The organism is Flavobacterium acetivorans, assembly GCF_020911885.1.
GTDB classification, from domain to species: domain Bacteria; phylum Bacteroidota; class Bacteroidia; order Flavobacteriales; family Flavobacteriaceae; genus Flavobacterium; species Flavobacterium acetivorans.
Genome location: NZ_CP087132.1, coordinates 1,563,509 through 1,585,508 on the forward strand (window position 1 = coordinate 1,563,509; position 22,000 = coordinate 1,585,508).

19 protein-coding genes and 1 pseudogene are annotated in these 22,000 nt (G+C 35.1%); 12 read left to right on the forward strand and 8 right to left on the reverse strand.

Features of this window, described 5'->3' with window-relative positions; translation table 11 throughout:
* The first annotated feature begins 199 nt into the window (after positions 1-199).
* The 8 genes from xrtF (at position 200) to LNP19_RS06980 (ending at position 7,052) form a co-directional block, all read left to right on the forward strand.
* Positions 200-613, forward strand: coding sequence for an exosortase family protein XrtF (gene xrtF, locus LNP19_RS06945; protein WP_305070140.1), 414 nt, complete (start codon positions 200-202; stop codon positions 611-613).
* Positions 588-1,031 carry an exosortase F system-associated membrane protein gene (locus tag LNP19_RS06950; protein ID WP_230064051.1) on the forward strand — a complete coding sequence of 148 codons (444 nt, stop codon included), beginning with the start codon at positions 588-590 and terminating at the stop codon, positions 1,029-1,031. The genes xrtF and LNP19_RS06950 overlap by 26 nt, the downstream gene beginning before the upstream one ends.
* Before the next feature lie 59 nt (positions 1,032-1,090).
* A complete protein-coding gene (locus tag LNP19_RS06955) occupies positions 1,091-1,930 on the forward strand; it encodes an ATP cone domain-containing protein (RefSeq protein ID WP_230064052.1) in 840 nt (279 codons plus the stop codon).
* 26 nt (positions 1,931-1,956) lie between these two features.
* A complete protein-coding gene (locus LNP19_RS06960; protein WP_230064053.1) occupies positions 1,957-3,312 on the forward strand; it encodes an MBL fold metallo-hydrolase in 1,356 nt (451 codons plus the stop codon).
* Between the two features lie 53 nt (positions 3,313-3,365).
* Positions 3,366-3,779 (forward strand): HYC_CC_PP family protein, encoded by a 414-nt coding sequence (locus LNP19_RS06965; protein ID WP_230064054.1) that lies wholly within the window; start codon positions 3,366-3,368, stop codon positions 3,777-3,779.
* A 70-nt stretch (positions 3,780-3,849) separates the two neighbouring features.
* Entirely contained in the window at positions 3,850-5,862 is a 2,013-nt protein-coding gene (locus tag LNP19_RS06970; RefSeq protein ID WP_230064055.1) for a TonB-dependent receptor plug domain-containing protein, read from the forward strand.
* A 19-nt stretch (positions 5,863-5,881) separates the two neighbouring features.
* Entirely contained in the window at positions 5,882-6,223 is a 342-nt protein-coding gene (locus tag LNP19_RS06975) for a heavy-metal-associated domain-containing protein (protein WP_230064056.1), read from the forward strand.
* 139 nt (positions 6,224-6,362) lie between these two features.
* Positions 6,363-7,052, forward strand: coding sequence for a DedA family protein (locus LNP19_RS06980; RefSeq protein ID WP_230064057.1), 690 nt, complete (start codon positions 6,363-6,365; stop codon positions 7,050-7,052).
* 137 nt (positions 7,053-7,189) lie between these two features.
* Here LNP19_RS06980 and LNP19_RS06985 read toward each other — a convergent pair.
* The 8 genes and pseudogenes from LNP19_RS06985 to miaB form a co-directional block, all read right to left on the reverse strand.
* Positions 7,190-8,730, reverse strand: a pseudogene (locus tag LNP19_RS06985) (IS1182 family transposase).
* Between the two features lie 119 nt (positions 8,731-8,849).
* The gene (gene groL, locus LNP19_RS06990; RefSeq protein ID WP_230064058.1) at positions 8,850-10,478 is read right to left on the reverse strand and encodes a chaperonin GroEL; all 1,629 of its coding nucleotides are present in this window, start codon (positions 10,476-10,478) and stop codon (positions 8,850-8,852) included.
* 77 nt (positions 10,479-10,555) lie between these two features.
* Complete coding sequence (locus tag LNP19_RS06995; RefSeq protein WP_230064059.1) at positions 10,556-10,831, reverse strand: co-chaperone GroES; 276 nt, start codon at positions 10,829-10,831, stop codon at positions 10,556-10,558.
* Between the two features lie 132 nt (positions 10,832-10,963).
* Positions 10,964-11,278 carry a preprotein translocase subunit SecG gene (gene secG, locus LNP19_RS07000; RefSeq protein WP_230064060.1) on the reverse strand — a complete coding sequence of 105 codons (315 nt, stop codon included), beginning with the start codon at positions 11,276-11,278 and terminating at the stop codon, positions 10,964-10,966.
* 7 nt (positions 11,279-11,285) lie between these two features.
* Positions 11,286-12,134 (reverse strand): tetratricopeptide repeat protein, encoded by an 849-nt coding sequence (locus LNP19_RS07005; RefSeq protein ID WP_230064061.1) that lies wholly within the window; start codon positions 12,132-12,134, stop codon positions 11,286-11,288.
* 73 nt (positions 12,135-12,207) lie between these two features.
* Positions 12,208-12,711: an LptE family protein gene (locus LNP19_RS07010; RefSeq protein ID WP_230064062.1), complete on the reverse strand. Its 504-nt coding sequence runs from the start codon at positions 12,709-12,711 to the stop codon at positions 12,208-12,210.
* A 105-nt stretch (positions 12,712-12,816) separates the two neighbouring features.
* Entirely contained in the window at positions 12,817-14,073 is a 1,257-nt protein-coding gene (locus LNP19_RS07015) for a sigma-54 interaction domain-containing protein (RefSeq protein ID WP_230064063.1), read from the reverse strand.
* Between the two features lie 83 nt (positions 14,074-14,156).
* The gene (miaB, locus tag LNP19_RS07020) at positions 14,157-15,602 is read right to left on the reverse strand and encodes a tRNA (N6-isopentenyl adenosine(37)-C2)-methylthiotransferase MiaB (protein WP_230064218.1); all 1,446 of its coding nucleotides are present in this window, start codon (positions 15,600-15,602) and stop codon (positions 14,157-14,159) included.
* A gap of 307 nt (positions 15,603-15,909) precedes the next feature.
* Here miaB and topA point away from each other — a divergent pair, with 307 nt between their 5' ends.
* The 4 genes from topA (at position 15,910) to porL (ending at position 21,993) form a co-directional block, all read left to right on the forward strand.
* Complete coding sequence (gene topA, locus LNP19_RS07025; protein ID WP_230064064.1) at positions 15,910-18,441, forward strand: type I DNA topoisomerase; 2,532 nt, start codon at positions 15,910-15,912, stop codon at positions 18,439-18,441.
* A 2-nt stretch (positions 18,442-18,443) separates the two neighbouring features.
* Complete coding sequence (locus tag LNP19_RS07030; RefSeq protein ID WP_230064065.1) at positions 18,444-19,595, forward strand: formimidoylglutamase; 1,152 nt, start codon at positions 18,444-18,446, stop codon at positions 19,593-19,595.
* A 284-nt stretch (positions 19,596-19,879) separates the two neighbouring features.
* The gene (gene porK, locus LNP19_RS07035; protein WP_230064219.1) at positions 19,880-21,283 is read left to right on the forward strand and encodes a T9SS ring complex lipoprotein PorK/GldK; all 1,404 of its coding nucleotides are present in this window, start codon (positions 19,880-19,882) and stop codon (positions 21,281-21,283) included.
* 59 nt (positions 21,284-21,342) lie between these two features.
* On the forward strand, positions 21,343-21,993 hold the full coding sequence (gene porL / locus LNP19_RS07040; RefSeq protein ID WP_230064066.1) for a type IX secretion system motor protein PorL/GldL: 651 nt from the start codon (positions 21,343-21,345) through the stop codon (positions 21,991-21,993).
* Positions 21,994-22,000 lie beyond the last annotated feature (7 nt).

Consider the following 22,000-nt stretch of genomic DNA (forward strand, 5'->3'; position numbering starts at 1 on the left):
TTTTTGTAAAAGTATTTAAAGTAGCTTTTAAAAATTGTATAAATTTGTTAAAAAACAGATGTTGAAAAAATACTTTACTCTGTATAAGCCTTTTTTGCTTTTTTTGGCAAAGTTTTTTTTGATCTATAGTATTCTTACCTTGGTTTATCAGTAATTTTTGGAAAGTTTTGAGAATAATAAGGTAGATTCGGTTACCCTCATGGTTGCTATAAATACAGAGCAAGTGCTGCAATTTTTTGGTGCAGATGCAATAATTGACAAAGAATCATCAGAGCCTTATATTAGGTTGTTTTATAATCAGGTTTATATTGCTCGTATAATTGAGGGCTGTAATGCAATAAATGTTATTATTTTATTTATCGCATTTGTAGTTTCATTTTCTGGTCGATTCAGGCAAACTTTGTTTTTTATTATATTAGGAAGCTTGATTATCTATGTGTTGAATGTGTTTCGAATAGCTGTATTATGCGTCTTGTTGTATTTTTTTCCGGGACAGAATCCTGTAATTCACGGCGTGCTTTTTCCGTTGTTTATTTATGGTGTTGTTTTTATTCTATGGGTAATCTGGGTACGTAAATTTTCATTGTATGCTAAAAATACTGTTGAAACATAAGTTGAAAATTACTTTAGTATTAATACTTATTTTTTTGTTTGCTTTAGTTCGAGCTTATGAGGATTATCTATTCTATGATCCTTTTTTGAATTATTTTAAAAGCGATTTTAATGGTGTATCACTTCCTGTCTATGATCCATTTCGGTTGTTTTTTGGATTGTTGTTTAGGTATTCGTTAAATATGTTGATTTCGCTAGCGATGATCTATACTCTTTTTGAAGATGAATCAATGGTGAAATTTGCTGGCTTTTTATATTTTTTTTTCTTTCTAATTTTGATTTTTTCTTTCTATACTATTATTTATTTTTATGGGGAAACCAATAATCTTATCCTTTTTTACGTAAGGCGTTTTCTTATACAGCCTATTTTTGCCCTATTGTTTATCCCTGCATTTTATTATCAAAAAATAAATAAATGATTTATTTTAACTACCTTTAATGATGGTTTTATTGATTTGTTAATCAGTTATTTGTGCGTATGAAAATTATTAAGCATTCAGGAGATATAGTGGATTTTGAACCTGAAAAACTCAGGAAATCACTGTTGAAATCTGGTGCCAATCCAAAGATTGTTGAAGATATTGTTAGTAAAATATGTAAGGAGATTTATGAAGGAATCAGTACCAAACATATTTATAAAAGAGCTTTTGGTTTATTAAAAAAAGAGGCTAATTCTCATGCTGCGCGCTACAATTTAAGAGCAGCGATTCAGTTGTTGGGACCAGCGGGTTTTTTCTTCGAAAAATATATCGCAAAGCTTTTCTCTGCAGAAAAATATGAGACAAAAAACAATATTATTTTGCAAGGAAAATGTGTTTCCCATGAAATAGATGTTTTGGTAAAGAAGAACAATGCCATTGCTATGATGGAATGTAAATTTCACGTAAGTAGAGAAGCGGCTTCAGATGTAAAAGTCCCTTTGTATGTTCTTTCTAGATTTAATGATTTGAAAGGAAGGGAACATACTATTTTTTCTAAAAAAGAAATGATTTCTAAATGTTGGATTGTTACTAATAATAGGTTTACTGCCGATGCCATAGATTTTGCAAAATGTTCCGGTATGAATTTATTAAGTTGGGATTATCCAAAAAATGACAATTTAAAAACGAAGAACGATATTGATTGCCTTTACCCAATAACTTGTTTGACTACATTGACAATTGCTGAGAAGGATAAATTACTCATTTTAGATGTAATTTTGGTAAAAGAACTAATAAATAATTCGGATAGTTTGGAGAAAATCGGATTGAGTCTACCAAGGATAAAAAATGTTTTGAAAGAAGCACGGGAGTTAAGTCGATGCGTTTTGAATATCTGATTTTATTGATTTTAAAAAATAATATCATGAAAATTAAATTTATTGGAGGAGCTGGAACAGTAACCGGATCAAAAACCTTAGTGGAAAGTAATGGGATTCGGATTTTGATTGATTGTGGATTATTTCAAGGAATAAAACCTTTGCGGGAACTCAATTGGGAGTCTTTGCCTATTTTACCTTCAACGATAGACTTTGTTTTATTGACGCATGGACATCTAGATCATTGTGGTTGGTTACCAAGATTAGTAGATCAAGGTTTCAAAGGAAAGATTTATTGTACTGAGCCAACGAAGCAGATAACAAAGCTAATTTTGTTAGACAGTGCCAAAATTCAAGAAGAAGAAGCCGAGAAAGCTAATAAAGGCAACTATTCTAAGCATGAAATTGCAGAGCCTCTTTATGATGTGGATCAGGCAAAAAAAGTCTTTCCTCTGTTTAGGGTTGTAGAAACTAACGCATCAGTGCCTTTCGATGCGCAAATCGAAGCCGTTTTTATTAATGCAGGTCATATTGTGGGGGCTTGCAGCATAGAATTGATGCTCGAAAATAAAACCTTAGTTTTTTCAGGAGATGTAGGAAGGGATAATGATGTTTTGATGTTTCCGCCAATCAAGCCTAAAAAAGCAGATTATGTATTCCTTGAAAGTACCTATGGAAATCGACTTCACCCTGATACGGATGCGAAATTAGAATTAGAGATGTATATCAATAATACTTTTGATAAAGGCGGAACAACCATCATTCCTAGTTTTGCAGTGGAACGGGCACAAACCATTATGTATTTGCTTTGGCAGCTTAAAGAAGAGAATAAGATACCGGATATTCCTTATATCATTGATTCTCCTATGGGGGTAGGAGCCTTTGATATTTTCTTTGGTAATTTGAAATGGCATAAGTTGAAATTGGAAGATTGTATTGCAATGAGTAAGATGTTTCAGATGATTACAGATTATAAAGATACGATAGAAGCAATATATGATGAGAGACCTAAGGTTGTAATTGCCGCGAGCGGAATGGTTACCGGAGGGCGGGTTTTAAGTTATTTAGAGCATTATATTGGGTTGCCTGAAACCACTGTCATTATTGTAGGTTATCAAGCTGAAGGAACTCGTGGAAGAAAATTATTAGAAGGAGCTAAAGAAGTTAAGATTCACGGGAAATATTATCCAGTATTGGCTAATATTCTTGAAATACAAGGATTGTCTGCGCATGGTGATCAGAAAGACCTATTGAATTGGCTTTCAGCTTTGGAAAATAAGCCTGAAAAAGTGTTTTTGGTTCATGGCGAAAACCAGCCTGCGGATGAACTTCGAATAAAAATTAATGAACACTATGGTTTTGATTGTGTGATTCCTTTAATGGGACAGGAGTTTGAGCTTTAAATTTTTAACAGCTATTTAGAGGTCAATACTGATTAAAGTAGTATTTTTGCTCTATGAAGTTGAAGCGACACATAAGTTTACTTTTAGCCATTTTCTTATTGGTTTCCAATTTGGGATTGGCTGTAAATGTGCATTATTGTGGCGGGGAAATCGCCTCTGTTGCTCCAGTTTATTTCAAAGTTTCGCCAACTGGACAAAGTTCGGAGGAGCAATGTTGTACTTCTGTTTCGGAAACCAACGAAACTTGCTGTAAAGACAAGCTTGTTGATTTTCAAAAAAAGTCAGATCATTTTGTCGTAAAAACATTCTTTTTTAGTTTAGTTACCGCCGTTCTGGTGCCTGATTGGAGTCCTTTAGTCTTCCCATTGGAGGCGAATTTCAAAGTTTATCCAGTTACTCCTTATGTTTGTGATGCAAATGCACCACCATTTTTTAAATTGTACCATCAATATATTTTCTACGCCTAATTTTAATGTTTTTATGAAGCAGGCTGCGTTTTGTGGCTTGAAAATCTTTTTTAAACATTAAAAATTTATCATGAATAAACAAATTACAATGCTTTTATTGTTTTTGTTTTGCGCTTTTAATTCCTATTCTCAAGATACTTTACAGGAAATTAAAGTTAAAACAACGCGTAAAAGCTTAAAGAAATCCTATACCTTAACTTCTAATACGACTACGCTGACTAGCAAAGAATTGCTCAAAGCTGCTTGTTGTAATCTTGCCGAAAGTTTTGAAACAAATCCTTCAATTGACGTCAGTTTTTCGGATGCACTAACAGGGACGAAGCAGATAAAAATGCTAGGTTTAACCAGTCCATACTTGATGATTGCCGAAGAGAATATTCCATCAGTGCGAGGTGCTTCTCAAGCCTATGGTTTGTCTTTTACACCAGGGACTTGGGTCGAAAGCATTCAAATTACCAAAGGAGCTGGATCAGTTGTGAATGGTTTTGAAAGTATTTCAGGACAAATCAATACCGAGTTGATTAAGCCAATAAATGACATTCCTTTTTTCTTGAATGCTTATGGATCGAGCGATTCCAGATTTGAATTGAATACCCATTTCAACAGGAAAATATCTGATAAATGGAGCAGTAGTCTTTTTGTTCACGGAAACGCTAGGGTTTCTAAAAACGACATGAATGAAGATGGTTTTCTTGATAATCCATTGGGGAAACAAATCAATGTCCTGAATCGTTGGCAATATACTGATGCTGAAAAAGGCTGGGTGAGTTTTGTTAATTTCCGTTATATGAATGACAAGAAGCAAACGGGAGAATTAGAATTTGAGCGGGATAGAGATAAAGGAATGACTAATTATTGGGGTTCAGAAATCAATACGGAGCGAATTGATGTTTCGACTAAGCTGGGCTATGTTTTTCCAGAAATGCCTTATCAAAGTATTGGTTTTCAAAATGCTTTTAACAGCCATGATCAGGATTCTTATTTTGGGTTGAAAGAGTACAATATCAAGCAAAAAAGTTATTATTCGAATTTAATTTTCAATTCGATAATCAATAATACGATGCATAAATTTGCTACAGGTTTGAATTTTACATACGATGCTTATGATGAGTTTGTAAATGTTGCAGATTATAGCAGAATTGATAATTCTGTTGGCGCTTTTTTTGAATATACCTATGATAATACGGATAATTTTAGCTTAGTATTAGGAGGAAGAATTGATAATCACAATCGTTTAGGGACATTTGCTACGCCAAGATTACATGCCAGATACAATCCTTGGGAAAAAGGGGTTTTGAGATTCTCGGCAGGAAGAGGGAAACGAAGTGCTAATATTTTTGCAGAGAATCAACAGCTTTTTGCAAGCTCTAGAACCTTTGATGTTTTAAATACTGGCGGAAAAATATATGGGCTGAATCCGGAAATTGCATGGAATTATGGACTAAGTTTTATGCAAGGATTTAGTTTGTTTAATAGAGGAGGGGATTTTGGATTTGATTTTTACCGAACCGATTTTAAAAATCAAGCTGTGGTTGATTTATTTCAAAGCCCGCAGCAGGTTTTATTTTATAATTTGGATGGAAAATCGATTGCCAATAGTTTGCAAGTAGAGTTTAATTATGAGTTGTTGGAACATTTAAATTTGCGAACAGCTTATAAATATTATGATATTCAAACAGCTTATTTGTCTGGAACTTTTCAAAGACCAATGCAGGCCAAACATCGTTTTTTTGGTAATTTAGCATACGAAACGCATATTGTGGAGAAAGGAAAACAATGGAAATTTGATTTTACGTACAATTGGTTGGGAAAACAACAATTGCCATCGACTAATGGAAATCCTGTTGAAGATAGGCTGCCGGAATTTTCGCCTGCTTTTTCTGTGATGAATGCTCAAGTAACCCGAACTTTTTCTTCAACTTTTGAAATCTATCTAGGTGGAGAGAATATTGGAAATTACAGACAGGAAAAAGCGATATTGGGTGCTGATAATCCTTTTGGAACTACTTTTGATACTTCTATGGTGTATGCGCCTATTTTTGGTCGAATGTATTATGCTGGATTGCGTTTTAAAATAAAATAAACTTTAAAAAAATATTGAAATGAAAAAAATAATTATGATTATCGCTGTTGTGTTTTTTGGATTAAGTGCACAGGCGCAAGAGAAAAAAAATAAAAATGCCAAATATACTATTGATGTTAATGGCAATTGTGAGATGTGTAAAAAACGAATAGAGAAAGCAGCTTATGGTGTTTCTGGTGTGAAATCGGCAGTTTGGGATACTGGGACACATGAATTGAGTTTGATTCTAAATGAGCAAAAAACGTCACTTTTGGATGTGGAGAAATCAGTTGTAAAAGTAGGACATGATACAAAAAGAGTCAAGGCAACTCAAGAAGCTTATGACAAGCTTCACGGTTGTTGTTTGTACGAAAGAAATTAATAATTCAATCCAGGGCGAAAGCCTTGGATTTTTTTTGAATTTATAGTTAATAAAACTTTAAAAAGATTCAATAAATTGTTGTTGATGTAATTTATGATTACTTTCACGCACGAATTATTTTAGCTTAAAAAGACAAAGAATGAACAGTTTTGATTGGAAGAATTTAATAGACCCGCTTTTTTATATCCATTTTGATGTAAATGGAATAAAATTAGGTATTTACATCGTTTTATTTATTGTGTTTGCAGAAACGGGGCTTTTTGCCGGTTTCTTTTTGCCGGGGGACAGTTTGCTTTTCCTTGCGGGAATTTACAATAGAGAGTTAATAGAGAATATTTTATTCATAGAGAGTGATTTTGTAAATGTGACGCTTTTGGCTTCCATGGTGGCTGTGGCCGGTATTTTAGGGAATATGATAGGTTACTGGTTTGGTTCTAAAAGTGGATATTACTTATATAACAAGCAAGATTCATTTTGGTTTAAGAGAAAATACCTTGTTCAGTCTAAAGATTTTTTTGAAAGACACGGAGGAAGGGCAATTATTTTTGCCAGATTTTTACCTATTTTCAGAACTTTCGCTCCAATAGTAGCGGGAATTGTAAATATGGAAAGAAAGAAATTTATGTTTTATAACGTAGTGAGTTCTTTAGTTTGGTCTTTTACACTGATTTTTGCGGGACATTATTTATACGGTTTCTTACTTGACAGCTATCAAATCGATTTGAAAGAGCATATTGAGTTAATTGTTATAGGTTTGGTTGTTGTTACTCTTTTGCCAGTGATTCTTAAGTTTGCTAAAAAGACGCCTGCGCCTGAAGAAGATAAATAGAAAAATAATCGACTAAGATTGATTTAATATTGTTTATAAAAAAAGAAGCCGTCTCAAAACATAATTTGAGGCGGTTTTTTCATTTCTGTTAATTTGATTGATTTTTTACTCCTTTTGAAAAAAAGTCAAAATTGTGCTTAAGCGGCAATTTTCTTTCTTAAATTATGTCCTAAAGCCATTAATCCGAACTCTAATTCTGCTTTTTGAAGTCCTTTTAGAGAAAATCGTCTAAATCCATTGTTATGCTTGAGTTGAGCAAAGACTGGTTCTACATCGGCAGTGCGTTGTTTTCTTTTTTGGATTCCTGTTTCACTTAGTAGTAACTCTCTTGTTCTTTGTTTGTGTCTTTCAAGGTTGTGGTTTCGCTCAATGCTTCTGCTTCCTTTGGCTTTAAAACATTTCCCTCGTAGTGGGCAACCCTCACAGTTCTTTGCTTGATAATGACTCAATGATTGTTCGTACCCTGCTTCGGTGGTACGCTTGCTTTGATGGGTTTTGTGCATTTTTTGCCCCATTGGACAAACATAATAATCTTCTTCTGGATTATAATAGAGATTTTCTTTGCTAAATGGTTTGTTCTTTTTTTGGTAGTTCTTGTCTTGCTCTTTATCAAAAGTATTGTATTTCACGTAAGCGGTAAGCTCTTTTTCTTGTAGATAATTATAGTTTTCTTCACTGCCATAACCTGCATCGGCTGTTATTTCTTTCAATTGCTGAAGTGCTTCTTTCCCAAAGGTTTTTTCAAAATTTTCTAAATGAGGTTTCAGGGTTTTAGTATCGGTTGGGTTTTGATGAATGGTATAATGAACGATGATTTGATTCTCGGTTGATATTTGGGTGTTATAAGCCGGCTTGAGTTGTCCGTTTCGCATATGGTCTTCTTTCATACGCATAAATGTGGCTTCTGTATCGCGGTTTTACTGTAGCTGTTGCGTTCTGCTAAAATAGCTTCTTGCTGCTCGTATTTTTCTAAATTGGCTACAAAATTATTTTTGATGTAGCGTAATTTGGCTTTTGATTTGGAACTGGCTTTTTCGTTTCCAGAGAGTTTGGCGTCTATTTTGGCAACGGTTTTTTCAATCACCTCTTTGCTAATTTCCTTAAACTCGGTTGGCTCTGGATCAGGGTTGTCATCATTATCAATACTTTGGGCATAATTCCATAAATCTTCTAACTGGGTAAGCATTTTAGCTTTGTTGGTTTTAATGCTTTTGCCCCAAACAAAAGTATAGCGACCCGCTTGGGCTTCTATTTTCGTACCATCAGTATAGATTTGCTTGAGCGTAATTAACCCTTCTGATGCCAACATCAACACTACTTGTTTGAAGATTTCTTTAAAACTGTCTTTTAGTTTATTGCTCCTAAAACGGTTAATGGTATTGTGATCGACAATGGTCATTGAGGTTAACCACATAAAGTTGATATTCTCACGAAGGGCCAATTCTATTTTGCGAGAGGAATAAACATTGGTCATATAGGCATACAACATCACTTTAAGCAACATCTTTGGATGATAGCCTGGATTACCTTCTTTGCTGTAAGCTTTTAAAAGTGGTTGGATGTTAATCGACTCCACTACGTAGTCAACTACTCGAACAGGATGTTTCTCTGGAATTAAGTCGTCAAACGAATAAGGCAAAAGCACCGTTTGTTGTTGGTTATAATGCTTGAATTTCATATTTAATATCTGTAAATCAATACTTAAAAATACGAAATAACCTATACAAAAACAAATGTAAGCATAAAAAACCGCCTCAGTTTTGAGACGGCTTCTTTTTTATTTAGAAAGGATTGATGTTACATCATTCCTGGCATTCCGCCACCCATTGGCATTCCGCCAGCGTTTTCTTCTTTAATATCGATTAATGCACATTCAGTAGTTAATATCATTCCGGCAACAGATGCTGCATTTTCTAATGCTACACGAGTTACTTTCTTAGGATCGATAATTCCAGCTTTTAGCATGTCTACATATTCGTCAGTTTTAGCGTTGTAACCATAGTCGTCTTTTCCTTCGGCTACTTTTGCAACAACAACTGAACCTTCAAGACCTGCATTTTCAACGATAGTTCTTAGTGGAGATTCTACTGCACGTGAAATAATTTGAATTCCGGTTGCTTCGTCAGCATTGTCAGCTTTTAAGTCAGCTAAAGCATTTTTAGCTCTTAACAAAGCAACGCCTCCTCCAGCAACAATTCCTTCTTCAACAGCTGCGCGAGTAGCGTGTAAAGCATCGTCAACTCTGTCTTTTTTCTCTTTCATTTCCACTTCAGAAGCAGCACCAACATAAAGAACGGCAACACCTCCGGCTAATTTAGCTAAACGCTCTTGTAATTTCTCTTTGTCATAATCAGAAGTTGTAGCTTCCATTTGACCTTTGATTTGGTTTACGCGATTTTTGATTGTATCCGCTTCTCCAGCTCCACTTACAATCGTTGTATTATCTTTGTCGATCGTTACTCTTTTTGCAGTACCTAACATTTCGATGGTTGTGTTTTCCAAAGTATAACCTCTTTCTTCAGAAATTACAGTTCCACCAGTTAAGATAGCGATATCTTCCAACATTGCTTTTCTTCTGTCTCCAAAACCAGGTGCTTTTACGGCAGCAATTTTTAAGGCACCACGCAATTTATTTACAACTAAAGTTGATAAGGCTTCACCATCAACGTCTTCAGCAATGATTAATAAGGGTTTTCCTGATTGAGCAACTGGCTCTAAAACAGGAAGTAGTTCTTTTAAAGAAGAAACTTTTTTGTCATACAATAAAATGTAAGGGCTTTCTAGTTCTGCTTCCATTTTTTCAGGATTGGTAACAAAATAAGGAGAAAGATATCCTCTGTCAAATTGCATTCCTTCTACAACATCAACAAATGTATCTGTTCCTTTAGCTTCTTCAACAGTAATTACTCCTTCTTTACCCACTTTTGCAAAAGCATTAGCAATTAATTCGCCAATTACTTCGTCGTTGTTTGCTGAGATAGCTGCGATTTGTTTGATTTTATCAGAATCACTTCCTACTACTTTAGCTTGTTTTGCAAGATCAGCAACAATAGCTTCAACTGCTTTGTCAATTCCTCTTTTCAAGTCCATTGGATTTGCTCCAGCAGCAACGTTTTTTAAACCTTCTTTTACGATAGCTTGTGCTAAAACAGTAGCAGTTGTAGTTCCGTCTCCGGCTAAATCATTGGTTTTAGAAGCGACTTCTTTTACCATTTGAGCACCCATGTTTTCCAATGGATCTTTCAATTCGATTTCTTTTGCAACCGAAACTCCATCTTTAGTAACTGTTGGACCACCAAAAGATTTTCCAATGATTACGTTACGACCTTTTGGTCCCAGCGTTACTTTTACTGCATTAGCCAATGCATCCACACCACGTTTTAATCCGTCACGTGCTTCTATATCAAATTTTATGTCTTTTGCCATTTTTCTTTTTGTTTAATGTTTAATTTGTTTAAAGTTTCAAGTTGCCTTGATACTTAATTCTTCGTACTTAAAACTATTTAGATGATCGCTAATATATCGTCTTCTCTCATTATCAAGTAATCTTTTCCTTCTAATTTCAATTCAGTACCGGCGTATTTTCCATAAAGGACACTATCACCTATTTTAACGGTCATTGCATGTTCTTTGGTTCCGTTTCCTACGGCAACAACAGTTCCTTTTTGTGGTTTCTCTTTAGCTGTATCTGGAATAAAAATCCCTGACGCAGTTTTGGTTTCAGCAGCCGCTGGTTCTATAAGAACTCGGTCAGAAAGTGGTTTAATGTTTAAAGCCATGATTTTATTTTTTTAATTTTATGAATGCTGTTTAGATTTCAGAAATTATGCCATTCTCCCAAAGGTGACATTTTTTCCTATAAAAAATGCCAGCTTTGACAGGCTGGCACTTTGTATATATTTGTAATTAAACTATTTTGCAGGATTTGCAGGAGCGTTTTGCACAGGAGCAGCAGTTTCTGTTTTTTCAATAATTTTAGAATCAGTATCGCTTAATGTTCCTGTAAAGCTTAAGCTAGAAAGTAATATTAAGGCGATTAAAATAGTTGCTAGGGTCCAAGTACTTTTGTCTAAAAAGTCAGTTGTTTTTTGTACACCACCCATTTGAGTTGAACCTCCTAATGTAGAAGAAAGTCCGCCACCTTTAGGATTTTGAACCATTATAACTACGATTAATAGAAAACAAACTATAGTTATTAAAACTAAAAAAATTGAAAATGTGCTCATTGTTTATTTAATTATTTTGTTGTAAAATCTTTATATCCGAGATGCGGTCTGCAAAGAAACTACTTTTTTCTGGATATTTCAAAATTAATATTTCATAAGCTTGAATCGCTTTTTGATATTTTTTTTGTTCTAAATAGACTCTAGCCAGAGTTTCAGTCATCAGATGGCTATTGTCGTCTTTGTTAATGTCAATGTGAATTACGGGTGAAGCACCATTCTTGACCGGTGAAATCTTTGGACTTGTCTCAATAAATTTGTCTATCAATTCTGCTTTTTTCTTTTTCTCTTCATTTTCGAATGCAGATTTGGCAGGACTAACAGTTTCAACTTCTCTAATTATAGGCTGAGTACTGGAAAGTTGAAGCCATTCTTGGAAAGAATGCGTTTCTTTTTTTGAAAAGTCTAAAGGTTTTCCAATGGACAGTTTGTCTTCAATTTCAGTAGATTCTTTTTTAGTCTCTACAGTTTGAGCTTCCTTGATAGAAGTCAGAATGGATTGTTCTAAGGGAGTTGCCTTAACTTCTGGTTTTTTCTCTGGTACAAACTCGGTACTATCAATTACTTTTATGTCAAGAAGTTCAAGCGCTTTTTTATCGAATATTTTTTTCTCAATAGCAATGAAATGATCAGATGTTATGAAGTCAAACAAAACGGCTCTATCAGTGGTATAAGCCGCCGTTACTTTTAAAGCTTGATTGTACTTAAAACTATTTTGATTGTAAAGCCCTTTTAGTCTCAAAGCTCTTGCACTTTGAAAAAAAGGGAACTCTTCCAAGACATTTTCCAAGTCCAGCGTTTGCTTCTCGGTTATTGTGTCTGGTTTGTTAATTAAATAAGTATAATCGGTTACATTCATAAAGAGGATTCGTTTGTTTGGTTATTCGTTGATTTGTTTTCGGATTAAGCAAATAAACAAATCAACACATTCTTTACCATTTAGCCAGTGATTCGTTAAAAATGTCTTGGGTAATTCTGTCAAAAATATCTTTTAAAGCTGAATTCAATGTTGCGCCTGAAAGTTGTTGATTTGCAGGATAATCGTAATAAAATTCAAAAGGTTTTTCAAAATTGTCAGCTTCTTTATTTTTATTGGTAAATCGAACATTGATTCTTATTTTTAAGCGGTTTTGTGAGGCTTGTTGATCCGCGGTTGCTGTCATTGGGCTAATTCTATAATCTACAATTTCGCCTTCATAGGTTAAATCGCCTCCGTTTTTTACCAGATTTAAATTGGTTTGATTCTGGATGAGTTCCTGTAAAGCAAGCGTAAATGTTCTGTCAATTCCAGGTTCAATTAAATCTGAATTGTTTTGAAAAAAGTTTACCTGGAATGTTTTTGCGTCAATTTTCCCTGTTCCAGTAAAGTTGTATACGGAGCAACTGCTAAAAGTTGCAAGTAGGACAAAAGAAATTAGTAGGTGTAAGTGTCTCATTATTATATTTAAAATTGCTTTGCCGGTTTGCTAACGCTTGGGTCAAAGATATTCATTTTAAGGATTAAATTATTTGTCGTGGATTTTTCTGTTTTATCAGAAAAACTACAAGTCAAATTGCTTTATTTTTCGGTATAACGTTCTTTCGGAAATCCCAAGTTCATCGGCTGCTGCTTTCCTTTTTCCTTTATTTTTCTCCAATGATTTTTTAATCATCTCGATTTCTTTTTGCTCTAATCGTAAAATTTCTTCCTCTTCGATAGTTTCTGCAAAAAGGTAATTGTCATCATTTTCCTGATATGCTTCCTCCTTGTTTTGGGTTGCTATCAAAGCAGTTCTTGGTTCTTCTTCAAAATCGATTTCACTGTCGTTTTCTTTAGAACCATATATCTTTTTGATTAAATTCTGATTGGTTTCCTGTACTTTAGAACTGCCATTTTGCATTAATTCTAAGGTAAGTTTTTTTAAATCATGTAAATCACTTTTCATGTCAAAAAGAACTTTATACAAAATTTCCCTTTCGGTACTGAAGTCGCTTTCTTCCTTTTTAGTTTTTATAACTGAAGGCAAATTACTTCCTTCGGTTGGTAAATAGGAATTTAAAGTCTCGGCAGTGATGTCACGATTGGTTTCCAATACCGAAATTTGCTCCGCTACATTTCGAAGCTGGCGGATGTTTCCGCTCCATCTGAATTTTTGCAACACTTGAACCGCATCGTCATTCAGTTTTAATGGGGGCATTTTGTATTTATGGGCAAAATCGGCAACAAATTTTCGGAACAATAAATGGATATCGTCTTTTCTGTCTCGCAAAGGTGGTAAAGAAATTTCTACGGTACTCAAACGATAATACAAATCTTCACGAAATTTTCCTTTTTCAATTGCGTCAAATAAATTGACATTCGTAGCCGCTACGATTCTTACATCTGTTTTTTGTACTTGTGAAGAACCTACTTTTATAAATTCGCCGTTTTCCAGTACGCGAAGCAGTCTCACTTGAGTTGTAAGGGGTAATTCGCCTACTTCGTCAAGGAAGATAGTTCCGCCGTTAGCAACTTCAAAATAGCCTTCGCGGGTGCTTGTTGCTCCGGTAAATGAACCTTTTTCGTGGCCAAAAAGTTCGCTGTCAATTGTTCCTTCTGGTATAGCGCCACAGTTTACGGCTATGTATTTGCCGTGTTTTCTGTGCGACAGAGAATGAATGATTTTTGGTATGCTTTCCTTTCCAACTCCGCTTTCCCCCGTGACTAATACCGAAATATCAGTGGGCGCAACTTGAATTGCTTTTTCGATGGCACGATTGAGCTTCGGGTCATTCCCGATAATCTCAAATCGTTGTTTTATATTTTGAACTGATTCCATTTGATTTTTGTTTAAAGTTTTTTTTGTTTCAGGTTTCAAGTTATCGAGAGAACTTTAAACCTGAAACTTGAAACAAACTTTTTTTAATTCATTTCACTCAGTCCAACCGCTTCGCCTTTCAAAGTTCCGCTGGTGCAAGAGGTAATTTTTACATTGACAAATTGGCCAATTTTATAGTTTTCTTTTGGGAAAACAACTGTGATACTTTGTGAGTTTCTGCCGGAGAATTCTTCGGTTGATTTTTTAGAAACTTTTTCGACTAAAACTTCAACTGTTTGTCCTATGAATTCTTCAGAGCGCAACCAAGCGTGCTTTTGTTGCAAGTCGACAATTTCCTGTAATCTTCTGGCTTTGGTTTCTTCAGTTACGTCATCTTCCATTTTTCTTCCTGCCAAAGTTCCCGGACGTTCCGAGTACGAATACATATAACCAAAATTATATTTTACATATTCCATCAAACTCAAGGTGTCTTGATGATCTTCCTCTGTTTCTGTTGGGAATCCCGCAATCATATCTTGCGAAATAGAACAGTTTGGAATGATTGTTCTGATTTTGTCAATCAAAGTCATGTATTGTTCTCGAGTGTGCAAACGATTCATTTCCTTCAAAATTCGATTGCTTCCTGATTGAACCGGTAAGTGAATGTGTTTGCAAATATTCGGATGTTTTGCAATGACATGCAAAATACTTTCGTGCATGTCCTGTGGATTGGAGGTTGAAAAACGAATGCGCATTTTAGGAAAACCTGTCGCTACCATTTCCAGTAATTGGTCAAAATCCACTGCGGTTGCTTTTTGCATCTCAGAAGCATTTTCGAAATCTTTTTTCAATCCGCCACCATACCATAAATAACTGTCTACATTTTGGCCTAAAAGTGTAATTTCTTTAAATCCTTTATCCCATAAATCCTGAATTTCTTTCATGATGCTTTGTGGTTCACGGCTGCGTTCGCGTCCGCGGGTGAAAGGTACTACACAAAAGGTACACATATTATCGCAACCACGGGTGATGGAAACTAAGGCAGTAATGCCGTTGCTCATCAATCGCACTGGTGAAATATCGCCATAAGTTTCGTCTTTGGACAAAATCACGTTAATAGCGTCTCGTCCTTCTTCAACTTCTGCTAATAAATTAGGAAGGTCTTTATAGGCATCCGGACCTACAACAAGATCCACAATTTTTTCTTCTTCTAGGAATTGGCTTTTCAAACGTTCGGCCATACAGCCCAAAACCCCTACTTTCATTTTTGGGTTAATTCGTTTTACGGCATTGTATTTTTCTAAACGCTTGCGAATCGTTTGTTCTGCTTTGTCTCTAATGGAACAGGTATTTACCAAAACCAAATCAGCTTCTTCTAGAACTTGGGTGGTATTGTATCCTCCATCAGATAATATAGAGGCCACTATTTCGCTGTCTGAAAAATTCATTGCGCAGCCGTAACTTTCTATGAATAGTTTTTTGGTGTTTTGCGGTTTTTGTTCTAAGACAATAGTTCCTCCTTGTTTGCTTTCTTCAATAATCTTTTCCATAATCACTTTTAAAGTGTCTTTTAATAAGGCGGTAAAGATACGATTATTTGAATAAATCTGACAAGATGTCAGATGAAGAATTAACATTGTTTTTTGTTTTTAAAGTAATGAGTGTTCCTTTGTTTTTTCAGAAAAATACATTTTGTAGAAGTTTGTAAGGATAGATTTCTAAACTAGTAGTTGTTGAAAAAAGCGGGTTTTTAGCACTTATTTTTATTTGCCTTTGATTGACGTGATTTTTAAAAATCATTTCAAAATATCTGTCATTTAAAAAAAATAGATACTTTTGTCCTAGAAAAATAGAGCAATGGCAAAGAATTTAGTGATAGTTGAGTCACCTGCAAAGGCGAAAACAATAGAGAAATTTCTGGGGAGTGATTTTCAAGTAGAGTCAAGTTATGGGCATATTGCCGACTTGCCTTCCAAAGAAATTGGGGTAGATGTAGAGCATGGTTTTAAGCCTAAATATGAAGTTTCTGCTGATAAAAAAGCATTGGTTTCCAAACTAAAGACTTTAGCTAAGAATGCCGAAATGGTTTGGTTAGCAAGTGATGAGGATCGCGAGGGAGAAGCTATTTCTTGGCATCTTGCCGAAGAATTAAAATTAGATAAAAAGAAAACAAAAAGAATCGTTTTTCACGAAATCACCAAAACGGCGATTTTGAAAGCTATCGATAATCCGCGTGAAATTGATTACAATTTGGTCAACGCACAACAAGCGCGAAGAGTTCTGGATCGATTAGTTGGTTACGAATTGTCTCCGGTTTTGTGGAGAAAAATCAAAGGCGGACTTTCTGCCGGTCGCGTGCAATCGGTTTCCGTTCGTTTGATTGTCGAAAGAGAACGCGAAATCCAGAATTTCAAAGCAGTGGCAACTTATTCTGTTGTGGCAGAATTCACTAACGAAGCCGGAAAATCATTCAAGGCAAAACTGCCTAAAAATTTCAATACAAAAAAAGAAGCCGAAGATTTTTTGAATAAAAATATTGGTTCTACTTATAAGGTAGCGGATTTAGAAACGAAACCTACTAAAAAATCACCAACAGGACCTTTTACCACTTCGACCTTACAACAAGAGGCGGCGAGAAAATTGTATTTGCCTGTTGGAATCACGATGCAACTCGCACAACGTTTATACGAGGCCGGACTTATAACTTATATGAGAACGGACAGCGTGAACTTATCTAAAGAGGCGATGGAAGCTGCCGAAGCCGAAATTATCAAATCCTATGGTAAGGAATTCTCGAAACCTCGAACTTTTACCAATAAAAGCAAAGGTGCCCAGGAAGCGCACGAGGCGATCCGTCCTACGGATATGTCGCGTCATACGGTGAATATTGACAGAGATCAAGCGCGTTTGTACGATTTGATTTGGAAAAGAACTTTAGCTTCGCAAATGAGCGACGCGCAATTGGAACGTACGAACGTGAAAATTGAAGCGAACAATCACGGTGAAATTTTTACCGCTTCCGGCGAGGTATTGCTTTTTGAAGGTTTTTTGAAAGTGTATTTGGAAGGTCATGATGATGACGAAGAAGAGCAAGAGGGGATGTTGCCGGCGATGAAAGTCAGCGAAAAATTACAAAATAATTACATCACGGCTACCGAAAGATATTCTCGAGCTGCCGCAAGATATACCGAAGCTTCTTTGGTGAAAAAATTGGAAGAACTCGGTATCGGCCGTCCTTCTACTTATGCGCCAACGATTTCTACAATCATCAACAGAAATTATGTGGAGAAAGGAAATCTTGACGGTCAAGAACGTAATTATACACAACTGACTTTACAATCTGGAAAAGTAGGAGAGAAGCTGTTGAAAGAAAATACAGGTTCGGATAAAGGGAAATTAGTTCCAACAGATATCGGTACCATTGTTACCGATTTCTTGGTGAAGAATTTCGGAAACATATTAGATTATAATTTCACTGCAAAAGTGGAGCATGATTTTGACGAAATAGCCGAAGGAAATATCGAATGGGCAAAAATGATGCAGGAATTCTACGATCAGTTTCATCCAACGGTGAAAGATGTCGAAGCGAATGCTGAAAGAGAAAGCGGAGAACGTATTTTAGGTACAGATCCTAAAACAGGCAAACCGGTTTCGGTTCGTTTAGGTAAGTTTGGTCCAATGGCTCAAATTGGAGCTGCGGATGATGAGGATAAGAAATTCGCCAGTTTAATGGCGGATCAAAATATTGGGAATATTACTTTGGAGGAAACCCTAAATTTATTTTTGTTGCCCAAAAATCTTGGAAATTATAAAGACGAAGAAGTGGAAGTGAGTAATGGACGTTTTGGTCCTTACATTCGCCACGGAGCGGCTTTTGTTTCTTTGCCAAAAGGCGAGAATCCGCTGGATGTAGATTTTGAAAGAGCAAAGGAATTAATTGATGAAAAAGCATTGGCTGATGCGCCAATTGCGGTTTATAAAGGAGAAGGAGTGCAAAAAGGCGTTGGCCGTTTTGGGCCTTTTATTAAATGGAACGGAATATTCATCAATGTAAGTAAGAAGTACGATTTTGATAATTTGTCCCAATCGGATATTGAAGCATTGATAGAGGATAAACTGCAGAAAAATATTGATAAGGTTTTGCATAACTGGGAAGAAGAAGGAATCTTGGTTGAAAAGGCGCGTTGGGGACGTTCGGTTATTACCAAAGGTAAAATCAAAATTGAGTTGAGTAAAGATGTAGATGCTACAAAATTGACCTTGGCTGAAGTTCAAGAAATGATAGCCAAGAAAACCCCTGCAAAGAAAGTGGCTGCCAAAAAAGCTCCGGCAAAGAAAGCAGCTGATAAAAAACCGGTAGCAAAAAAAACCGTAGCTAAAAAGAAATAAAAATGGAATTTGATTTTCTGCAACCTGTAAATGATAAAATCCTTAAATTAGTACAGGGGTTCACTTCCCAGCAATTGGGTAGTAAAATAGTTTTTCATACGAAAGATCAATTTCCGGATTTAAATAAAATTAATATTGCAATAATTGGTGTTCTAGAAAATAGAGGAAGCGATAATGTTGATTCTGTGGTTGATTTATCGGCTATTCGTACAGAGTTTTACAGTATGTTTCCCGGTAATTGGGATGCTTCTGTAGCTGATTTAGGGGATATTTTAGCTGGGAATTCGGCAACGGATACTTATTTTGCTTTGCGCAAAGTGGTATCGAGTTTGATTAAAAATAAAATTATTCCTATCGTGATAGGAGGTTCTCAAGATTTGACTTATGCCTTGTATAGGGCTTATGATGAACTGGAACAAATGGTGAATTTGGTGTCTATAGACAGTAAATTTGATTTTGGGAAAGAAAATGAGAATGTTTTGGCTTCCTCTTTTTTGACTAAAATCATTATAGATGAGCCTAATAATCTTTTTAATTATTCTAATATCGGTTACCAAACCTATTATAATTCGCAAGAAGAAATTGATCTGATTGAAAAATTATTTTTTGATGCTTACAGGCTGGGTGAAGTTTCTAACAATATCGCTATAGCAGAGCCTGTTTTTAGGGATGCTGATATTGTGAGTTTGGATTTAAATTCGATAAAATCTTCAGATTCTGGGAATTTCGTGAAATTTATGCCAAATGGTTTTAACGGAAAAGAGATTTGTTCTTTGTCCAGATATGCCGGAATTAGTGATAAAGTCTCGCTTTTTGGAATATTTAATCACAATAACTCAGCTCAGGAATCCGTTTTGGTAGCTCAGATTATTTGGTATTTTATTGAAGGTTTTCATTATCGTTCTTACGAGTATCCTTTTGGGAGTAGAGAAAATTACATCAAATATATTGTTCCAATAGAAGAAGAATTACTTGTTTTCTATAAGAGCGATAAAACTGACAGATGGTGGATTGAGATTCCTTTTGTTTCTAATGGGAATAATAAGTTAAAAAGAAATACGTTATTACCATGTTCTTACGAAGAGTATTTAGCGGCTTGTAATCAAGAAATACCCGAAAGATGGTGGAAAGCTCAACGTAAGAATGTTCTTTGATTTTTTTATTTAAAAATTGTTGTTAATAACAGAAGTTTGGGGTAAAATCTTATATCTGCTGATTTTATGTAAGTTAAGTTTTATTTGTTTTTACGAAAAGGCTTAGCGGATTGTATTTAATCGATTGTTTTTGTTGTTTTGTCGATAAAATATTTTTTTCATAATTTAATTAACTTTAATTTTGAATCGTGAACATGTTTTAAGGAAAAAAAATATTGTTTTATTAATAAATAATAAATAGGTTTACACACTTAAAAATAATGAATATAATAACCCGAATTTATATGAAGAAGTTCATTGCATTTATAGCAATTGTGACGCTATTAATTAGCTGTGGTAAGTCAAGTGATAAAGGCGAACTAGTTGGTGTCAAGGGAGGAAAATGGCATCCAGAGAAGCCTTATGGCATGGCTTTGATACCAGGAGGAGCTTATATTATGGGTAAATCTGATGGCGATTTGGCTGATATTCAGGATGCACCTACTAAAACAGTTACTGTTAGGTCGTTCTATATGGATGAAACGGAGATCACAAATAGTGAGTACCGTCAATTTGTGGAATGGGTTAAGGATTCTACTATGAGAGTTCGTTTAGCTATTCTTGCGGACATGAGTGGGATTAAGGCAGGAGATGTAAAAGGAAAAGGGAAAAATGCAGGTAGCATTGGAGATTTTGCTTTTAATGATTCTGATCCGGAAAAAATGACTGCTTACGATAAGTACATGTACGATAACTACTATAGCGTAGGTACGGATGATGATCAGTATGCCGGAAGAAAGCTAAATAAAAAGGTAAAGTTGATTAAAGATCCGAAATTATATCCAGACGAATATTATGTTGAGGTTATGGATTCGATGTACTTGCCTATAGAAGCTTCTTATAATGGTTTGAGAACTATTGATGTGAATAAATTGAAATTCCGTTATTCATGGATGGATATTCAAGGGGCAGCAAAAGCAAAAGTGGGTAATAGAAAAAATTTCATTAAAACAGAAGAAATTAAGGTTTATCCTGATACTACAGTTTGGATTAAAGATTTTGCTTATTCTTATAATGAGCCAATGCACAATGATTATTTTTGGCATAAAGCATACGGTGATTATCCAGTAGTTGGGGTGAAGTGGACTCAAGCCAAAGCTTTTTGTGCTTGGAGAACGCTAAATAAAAACAGCTATATTAAATCTAAGAAAAAAGGCCGTGATTTGATTAATAGTTTTAGATTGCCTACGGAGGCGGAATGGGAATATGCCGCCAGAGGTGGCCTTCAATCTGCAACCTATCCTTGGGGAGGTCCTTATACTAAAAATGACAGAGGTTGCTTCTTAGCAAACTTCAAACCAAATAGAGGAGACTATGCTGCTGACGAAGCTTTATATACCGTAGAGGCTAAGTCCTATGAGCCTAATGGTTATAATTTGTATAACATGGCAGGAAATGTTTCAGAATGGACAGATTCAGCTTATGATCCAAATGCTTATGAATATGTTTCATCAATGAATCCAAATGTATTGGATGCTTCTAATAAACGCAAAGTAGTTCGTGGAGGATCTTGGAAAGACGTAGCATACTTTTTACAAGTAAGTACTAGAGATTTTGAATATGCTGATTCTGCAAGAAGTTTTATAGGATTCAGAACCGTTCAAGACTATATGGGATTACAAACAACCGGAAACGGAAAAAGAAAATAAAAATTAAAATCAGAACCTACTAAATTAATCTACAATAAACTTAAAAAAAATTAAAAATTATGGCAATATTGGGTAAAAAAGCAATGAATTTCTGTTATGGAATGGGTGCTGCAGTTGTAATCATCGGAGCTTTATTCAAAATAACGCATATTGAATTCGGTTTTATTACGGGAAATTTAATGTTGACTATTGGGCTTGTTGTTGAAGCCGCTATTTTTGCACTTTCTGCATTTGAACCTGTTGATGAAGAGTTAGACTGGACTCTGGTTTATCCTGAATTAGCAAACGGTACTCCGGCAGCAGCAAGAAAGGCAAAAGTTGAAACTCCTTCTGATGCTCAAGGTTTATTGTCTCAAAAGTTAGATGCTATGTTGAAAGATGCTAAAATTGATGGTGAATTGATGTCAAGTTTAGGGAATAGTATTAAGAATTTCGAATCTGCTGCAAAAGGAATTGCGCCAACTGTTGATTCAATTGCTTCTACAAAAAAATACAGTGAAGAGTTGACTTTGGCAGCTGCACAAATGGAGTCTTTGAATAGCTTGTATAAAGTACAATTGCAAAGTGCTTCAAGAAATGCTCAAATTAATGAAGAAGTTGCTGAAAATAATTTAAAATTAAAAGAGCAAATGCAGTCATTGACTACAAATTTGTCTTCTTTGAACAATGTTTATGGTGGAATGCTTTCTGCAATGAGTAATAAGGGATAATTAGTTT

Excerpts from the sequence above, each read along its gene's own strand:
- secG (WP_230064060.1), bottom strand. The coding sequence starts at position 11,278 with ATGAGCACATTTTCAATTTTTTTAGTTTTAATAACTATAGTTTGTTTT.
- LNP19_RS06955 (WP_230064052.1), top strand. The coding sequence starts at position 1,091 with ATGAAAATTATTAAGCATTCAGGAGATATAGTGGATTTTGAACCTGAA.
- miaB (WP_230064218.1), bottom strand. The coding sequence starts at position 15,602 with ATGGAAAAGATTATTGAAGAAAGCAAACAAGGAGGAACTATTGTCTTA.
- LNP19_RS06980 (WP_230064057.1), top strand. The coding sequence starts at position 6,363 with ATGAACAGTTTTGATTGGAAGAATTTAATAGACCCGCTTTTTTATATC.
- groL (WP_230064058.1), bottom strand. The coding sequence starts at position 10,478 with ATGGCAAAAGACATAAAATTTGATATAGAAGCACGTGACGGATTAAAA.
- topA (WP_230064064.1), top strand. The coding sequence starts at position 15,910 with ATGGCAAAGAATTTAGTGATAGTTGAGTCACCTGCAAAGGCGAAAACA.
- porK (WP_230064219.1), top strand. The coding sequence starts at position 19,880 with ATGAAGAAGTTCATTGCATTTATAGCAATTGTGACGCTATTAATTAGC.
- LNP19_RS07010 (WP_230064062.1), bottom strand. The coding sequence starts at position 12,711 with ATGAGACACTTACACCTACTAATTTCTTTTGTCCTACTTGCAACTTTT.
- LNP19_RS07005 (WP_230064061.1), bottom strand. The coding sequence starts at position 12,134 with ATGAATGTAACCGATTATACTTATTTAATTAACAAACCAGACACAATA.
- LNP19_RS07030 (WP_230064065.1), top strand. The coding sequence starts at position 18,444 with ATGGAATTTGATTTTCTGCAACCTGTAAATGATAAAATCCTTAAATTA.
- LNP19_RS06970 (WP_230064055.1), top strand. The coding sequence starts at position 3,850 with ATGAATAAACAAATTACAATGCTTTTATTGTTTTTGTTTTGCGCTTTT.
- LNP19_RS06960 (WP_230064053.1), top strand. The coding sequence starts at position 1,957 with ATGAAAATTAAATTTATTGGAGGAGCTGGAACAGTAACCGGATCAAAA.
- xrtF (WP_305070140.1), top strand. The coding sequence starts at position 200 with ATGGTTGCTATAAATACAGAGCAAGTGCTGCAATTTTTTGGTGCAGAT.
- LNP19_RS06965 (WP_230064054.1), top strand. The coding sequence starts at position 3,366 with ATGAAGTTGAAGCGACACATAAGTTTACTTTTAGCCATTTTCTTATTG.
- porL (WP_230064066.1), top strand. The coding sequence starts at position 21,343 with ATGGCAATATTGGGTAAAAAAGCAATGAATTTCTGTTATGGAATGGGT.
- LNP19_RS06950 (WP_230064051.1), top strand. The coding sequence starts at position 588 with ATGCTAAAAATACTGTTGAAACATAAGTTGAAAATTACTTTAGTATTA.
- LNP19_RS06995 (WP_230064059.1), bottom strand. The coding sequence starts at position 10,831 with ATGGCTTTAAACATTAAACCACTTTCTGACCGAGTTCTTATAGAACCA.
- LNP19_RS06975 (WP_230064056.1), top strand. The coding sequence starts at position 5,882 with ATGAAAAAAATAATTATGATTATCGCTGTTGTGTTTTTTGGATTAAGT.
- LNP19_RS07015 (WP_230064063.1), bottom strand. The coding sequence starts at position 14,073 with ATGGAATCAGTTCAAAATATAAAACAACGATTTGAGATTATCGGGAAT.